Genomic DNA, 5,720 nt, shown 5'->3' on the forward strand with positions numbered 1-5,720 from the left:
CAGCGCCTCGATCGCGATCCGGCCCATCGCCGAGCCGGGTGACGTCATCGCGGTCAGCGCCGGGGTGGCCAGCTCGGCGACCTGCGGCGAGGTGACCATCGAGACCACCGACACGTCGTCGGGCACGCTCAGCCCCCGCGCGGTCAACTCGCCGAGGATGCCGAAGATCGCCGTCTCGTTCATGGCCAGCACGGCCGTCAGGCCCGGCGTCCGTGCGACGGCGGCGGCCAGCGCGGCCCGCCCACCGGCGGCGCTGTCCTGCGCCGGGATCATGACCGGCTCCAGGCCATGGCCGGTCATCGCCGTGACGAACGCGTCCCGGGTCCGCAACGCCGGCCCGTAACCGCTGGCCAGGGTCTCGGCCGAGTGGTTGACGTAGACGATCTGCCGGTGCCCCAGGCCGACCAGGTGCGCCACCGCCTCCCGCACCGTCTGCTCGAAGTCGATGTCGACGTAGGAGAGGCCGTCGGTGTCCCCGGTGCGTCCGATCAGCACCAGCGGCACCCCGGCCTGCTGGAGCGCGTCGACCCGCTCGTCGGCGAGCTGCACCTCCATCAGCACCACACCGTCGAACATCCGCTGGCTGGCCAGCCGGCGCAGCTCGTCGAGGTCGCCGCCCCCACCGACGGGCGACAGCACCAGGTGGTAGCCGACGGCGCTGGCCGCCGCGGCGGCCCCGGTGACGAACGCCGCCTCGGTCGCGCCGAGCCCGCGCTCGTCCATCGGCAGCAGCAGGCCCAGGATCCGGCTGCGCCGGCTGGCCAGGCCCCGGGCCATCGCGTTGGGCTGGTAGTCGAGCTGCGTCATGGCGGCGAGCACCTTGGCCCGGGTCGCCTGGGAGATCGGCCGGGCCCCGGTGAGGACGTAGGACACGGTGCTGACCGAGACCTGCGCCAGGCGGGCGACGTCGTGCATGGTGGCCATCGCGCACCTCCTCCGGTCAGGCGGGGAACCGCACGTGAGTGATCGTCGAAGCGGTTCGACGAAGCGGTTCGACAGACGCTAAGCCCCCTGTTACGGCGACGTCAATAGCCGATGTCGAACGGGGGTCGCCGCCCGGGTGGGGTGGACCGTCGCCGGGGCCGGGGACGGGCGGAGGTTTCCGGCGTGATCCTGGTCCGCTCCGTAGTAGGTGTCACTTCCTGTCACCTACTGCGGCGAGTCTTGTTCTCGAGCCGGTCGGGCACGCCGCCCCGGCGGGTGTCCGGCCTGGTCGCCCTACCCCGTCCGGTGGCCCTGCCGGCCGTCTGACACCCGCCGACCCCATCGGGAACAACCACAAGGAGCCCTCATGGCCATCACCACGACCACGCACCTGAACTTCCGCGGCGAGGCCCGCGCGGCGCTGGAGTTCTACCGGTCCGTCTTCGGCGGTCACCTCACCGTCGTCGCCTATCGCGACTTCGGCATGCCCGGTGACCTGCCCGACGCCGACAGGGTCGTCTTCGGTCAGGTCACCGCCGACAACGGCTTCACGATCATGGCCTACGACGTCCCCGGCCCGGGGCCCGCCGCGGTGCCGGCCGTGGCCACCTCCCGCGAGCACGGCATGACCCTGACCGGTGAGCGGTTCTTCGTCTGCGTCCGCGGCGAAACCGCCGACGAGGTCAGCGCGCTGTGGGACGGGCTCGCCGACGGCGCCGAGATCATCGAGAGGTTCGGTCCCTCCCTGTGGACCCCGGGCTTCGGGATGCTGACCGACCGGTTCGGCGTCACCTGGATCCTCGACGTCGCCGTGGCCTACTCCCACTGACCCGACGCACCTCCCGCGGTCCGGGGCCGCCCGACACCCCGACTTCGGTCGGGGCGACCCTTGCCTGCCCCGGCACTCTCGGCCATCCCGGGAGTGCCGGTACCCGCCGCCTCTGTACCGTCTGATCTGGACGCCGGCGCCCGGACGGGGTGCCTGTTGCGGGGCCACCGGTGGTGCGGACGGCGAGCGCGGCAGGCCCACTGTGGACTCCGGCGGCTTCCGCCGAGCGGGCGGCCAGAGCCGGGATGGTCGGGGCCGGCCGTCCGGGGTCGCGGCGTTCGACCTCGGCCGTCAGGCGGTGGGCGGAGCGGTGCTGTGCCGTACCGCAAGCGTCGTGGCCAGCTCGATCCCGGTCTGCGCGGGCCGCTCGCCCCGGCTTAGCGCGAGCACCATCCCGGTGGCGGTGACCGCCATCTGGCCCAGCGGCCGGTGGACCGTGGTCAGCGGCGGGTCCAACTGGGCGGCGACGGGCAGGTCGTCGAAGCCGATGACGCTGAGATCCTCCGGGATGCGCAGGCCGGCTGCCCGCGCAGCCTGGTAGACGCCCACCGCCTGCAGGTCGTTGCCGGTGACGACCGCGGTCGGCCGGTCCGGACGGGCCAGCAGGTCGCGGGCGGCCGACCGGCCGCCCTCCCGGGTCAGGTCCTGCCGGGTCACGAGCGCCGGCTGCCCGGTGTGGCCGGCTTCCTCCAGCGCGGACCGGTGGCCGTCGAAGCGCGCCCGGCGGGACAGCACGTGGTCGGGTCCGGTGACCGCCGCGATGCGGCGGTGCCCCAGGCGGAGCAGGTGCCGGGTGGCCGCCCGACCACCCGACCAGTTCGTCGCCCCGACGAACGGCACGTCCTCGGACAGCTCGCCGCTGGGGTCGACGACCACGAAGGGGATCGCGTGCCGGCGGAGCCGGTCCCGCGCGTCGGCGTCGAGCTGCCCGACGGCCACCACACCGAGGGAACGGCGCGACATCGCGTGGTCGAGCCAGTACCGCCCCGGGTCGTCGTCGGGGCCGGATCCGGACAGCACCACACCGAGCTGGCGCTCGCGGGCGACCTGCTGGACGCCCTGGATGATCTCGATGCCCGGCAGGTCCCCGCTCTGCTCGAAGACCAGCTCGATGGTGGTGCCGCCGGCCGGTGGACCGGACTTGCGGTAGCCGTACTCGCTGATCAACGACTCGACCCGGGCCCGGGTGCCCGGCGCCACCCCGGTCCGGCCGTTGATCACCTTCGACACGGTCGGCACGGACACGCCGGCCGTCCTGGCGATGTGGGAGATGGTCACCGGCCGCGGTGGGTCGGCTGCCGAGCGCCTCGACGACATGCCCGGTCCCCCTTCCTGCCGGTGCGCGGGTCCGGCCGGCGCAAGCCGCCCCGGGCGGACGCCGGCCGTCGGGGCGAGCGTAGCGGGTCCGCCGCCCAGGCCGGCGGTCGGCGCGAGGGGGACAGGTGGCGGCGGTCGACAGTGGTTCACCTCGCGGGTCGGACCGGCGTCGCATCGGCGCGGTCGATGGAAAGTTTCAGAGTTTCGATCCGATAGTTTCCCATCAGAAACCTGCCTGTCATTGACGAACATCCATGTCAGGCGTAGCGTCCGCTGTGGAAATGTTTCTTGGCGGGGCCCGTTTCCTGCTCCGTGTCCCCGCTGCGAAGAAACCGGGCGCGCGGCGAACGACACGGAGGGGCCCGTCGGGACCGGAGCGGGTCCCGCCCCACGCCGGAGGTCGCGCGCCGACGCCGGTCCGCCTGTGGCAGGCGGTCGTCCGGGCGCACCCGGTCCATCCCCCGAGAAGGGTCCCCATGAAGAACAGACGCCTCGCGATCTGGGCAACGATCGCTCTCCTCGCCGTCGGTGGTGTCGCGACCGGCGCGGTGGTTGCACCGGTCCACGGTGCGACCGCGGCAGCCGCGAACGACTCGTCCGGTGCGGCCGCCGGCGGCTGCGTCGCCGATCCCGCCCTGCGCGGCGCGACGACGAGCACGCTCTACACCGTCACGGCGGACGCCACCCCGCTGTTCGTCGAGAAGATGACCAAGTACGCCCCGGAGATGCAGGTGCACCACGCGCACTGCTCGATGGCGGCGGCGGGGACCGCCCAGTTCTCGGTCACCGTCGCCGAGGGCTTCAGTTCGTACACCGTCAGCCCCAAGAGCCGGAAACTCGCCGTCGCCCGCAGCGGCAACACGATCAGCTTCACCAGCGGCCCCAACTACCTGATCGTCCAGTTCGACGCCAAGGAGTTGCTGTTCGTCCTGATCGACGCGCCCGAGGCGGACGCGCCGCAGGTGGGCGACGCCGACGTCAAGAACCTGGCCGACTACGGCGTCGACAACACCGGGGGGACGCTGGTCACCTCCAAGATCCAGAGTGCCATCAACGCCGCATCCGGGGCCACCCGCAACGTCCTGTACGTGCCGCCGGGCCGGTACCAGGTGGGTGAGCTGTGGATGAGGAGCAACATGACCCTCTACCTGGCCGCCGGTGCGGTCCTCTACGGCTCGAACCAGAAGGCGGACTTCAACACCGGCAGCGGCGGGGTGAACATCGAGGGCATGCAGCACGCCTCGCTGCGGATGTACCAGGTGCGCAACGCGAAACTGCTGGGCCGTGGGGTCATCGACGGCAACGGCAAGTACCTGCGGGCCCAGGGCATCAACCTGGCCGTGCTGAAGATCGAGGAGAGCTCCGACATCCTGGTCGACGGCGTCACCGTCCGCGACTCCAGCTACTGGAACACGCTCGTCTACCGCAGCGACAGGGTCACCATCCGGAACTACAAGCTGATCAACTGCCGGCCCACGTCGGGGTACAACAACACCGACGGCGTGGACTTCGACGAGTCGACCAACAGCCTGCTGTCGAACGCGTTCCTCTACACGGGCGACGACAACATGGCGACCAAGAACGAGTTCGCCAACAGCGGCACGGTCAACACCAGGAACGTCGTGCACGAGCACGTCGTCTGCTACAGCAACTCCGCCTGCGCGAAGATCGGCACCAAGACCGAGGGAACGTCGATGGACGGGATCGTCTTCCGCGACATCGACGTGGTGAAGGCGGGACGCTCGATGGTGATCGACGCGGTCGACACCGCCGTCGTGTCCAACACCCGGTGGGAGGACGTCCGGGTCGAACAGACCGACAGCCTGATCGACCTGCAGGAGGACCGTCCGCCGTCCTGGCGGACGGTGAAGAACACCTCGACGATCCGCAACGCCTACTTCACCAACATCTCATCGGACGTGAAGAAGGTCGTCAACCTGCACGGACGGTCCTCGACCGTCAACATCAGCGGCGTGCACTTCACCAACTTCACCGTCCAGGGTCGACCGGTCACCAGCCAGACCGACGCGGACGCGAGTTGGAACATCAACTCCTACGTCGCGAACATCACCTTCGCCACGGCGCCGCCGACCACCCCGCCCTCGACCACCCCGCCGCCCACCACCCCGCCCCCGACGACGCCGCCCCCCACCACGCCGCCGCCGACCACGCCGCCGGGCCAGTCCGGCGACTGCGCGGTGGGCTACACGATGAACTCCTGGAACGACGGGTTCACCGCCAGCATCCGCATCACCAACCGTGGCACGTCGGCGATCAACGGGTGGACCCTGGCGTTCACCCTGCCCACCGGGCAGACGCTCACCAACGGCTGGAACGCCGCCTACACCGGCGCCGGCGGCCAGGTCTCCGCCCGCAACGTCTCGTACAACGCGACGCTGGCGGCCGGCGAGTCCACCGACATCGGCTTCCAGGCCACCCACACCGGCAACACCGGTCGGCCCGACTCCTTCACCCTCAACGGGGTCAGCTGCGCCGTCTCCTGACGCGACCGTCGCACCGGCCGGTGTGACCGCCTCCCCGCGGGGGTGCGGGGCCACCGGCCGGTCGTGGGTGCCCGCCCGGCCCGGGGACCCCGCCGGGGGGCCCGACCGGGGGGCGGGCCCAGGTCGCCCCGGTCGGGGTCGGGTAC

4 protein-coding genes are annotated in these 5,720 nt (G+C 71.6%); 2 read left to right on the forward strand and 2 right to left on the reverse strand.

Annotated elements, in window-relative coordinates:
* Positions 1-924: LacI family DNA-binding transcriptional regulator (locus tag ACOJTC_RS30450; RefSeq protein WP_420119461.1), on the reverse strand; the 924-nt coding region annotated here is incomplete at its 3' end.
* A 367-nt stretch (positions 925-1,291) separates the two neighbouring features.
* On the opposite strand from ACOJTC_RS30450, the gene ACOJTC_RS30455 reads away from it, so the two are divergent.
* Complete coding sequence (locus ACOJTC_RS30455) at positions 1,292-1,753, forward strand: VOC family protein (RefSeq protein WP_420119462.1); 462 nt, start codon at positions 1,292-1,294, stop codon at positions 1,751-1,753.
* A 291-nt stretch (positions 1,754-2,044) separates the two neighbouring features.
* Here the strand turns inward: ACOJTC_RS30455 and ACOJTC_RS30460 are convergent, their stop codons facing one another.
* Positions 2,045-3,322: a LacI family DNA-binding transcriptional regulator gene (locus tag ACOJTC_RS30460; protein ID WP_420119463.1), complete on the reverse strand. Its 1,278-nt coding sequence runs from the start codon at positions 3,320-3,322 to the stop codon at positions 2,045-2,047.
* Positions 3,323-3,546: 224 nt separating this feature from the next.
* Between ACOJTC_RS30460 and ACOJTC_RS30465 the strand changes: the two genes are divergently transcribed.
* Entirely contained in the window at positions 3,547-5,574 is a 2,028-nt protein-coding gene (locus tag ACOJTC_RS30465) for a cellulose binding domain-containing protein (RefSeq protein ID WP_420119464.1), read from the forward strand.
* Positions 5,575-5,720: the final 146 nt, after the last annotated feature.

Origin of the sequence: Micromonospora sp. (assembly GCF_048594385.1) — a bacterium.
GTDB lineage: Bacteria > Actinomycetota > Actinomycetes > Mycobacteriales > Micromonosporaceae > Micromonospora > Micromonospora wenchangensis.